1 protein-coding gene is annotated in these 328 nt (G+C 54.0%); it reads right to left on the reverse strand.

Going from position 1 to position 328, the window contains the following annotated elements; translation table 11 throughout:
• Window positions 1–328, reverse strand: a 328-nt coding sequence (locus AC1RPX_RS07850; protein ID WP_481763338.1) for a TopoII/MutL transducer domain-containing protein, incomplete at both ends; no start/stop codon positions are given.

Genomic DNA, 328 nt, shown 5'->3' on the forward strand with positions numbered 1-328 from the left:
TTCACGAGACCTACCAGACCTTCTTTCAGGTCAGCTTCCCGGAACACCGGAACCTGCTTGCCAGCAACCTTTTTGGTTTTGATCCAAGGTTTGAGCGCCGTGTACAAGGCACCTGACACAGAATCAACGTGCTTACCGCCGCTCGACTGGCCCAGACCGTTCGTGTAGCCCTTGACCTGATAACCATCGGCGTTTGTGAACGCGACGATAACGTCGGCCAGCTCGGACTTATAGACGAACATCTCCTTCTCGCCCGAGCACCCGATCTTCTCCATCATCTTCTCGATGAGTTCTACAGGGCCGCGCTTACTGAAGAACTCCTTAGTCA

This window comes from Dellaglioa sp. CoH-56-MRSF-14, from assembly GCF_056782115.1.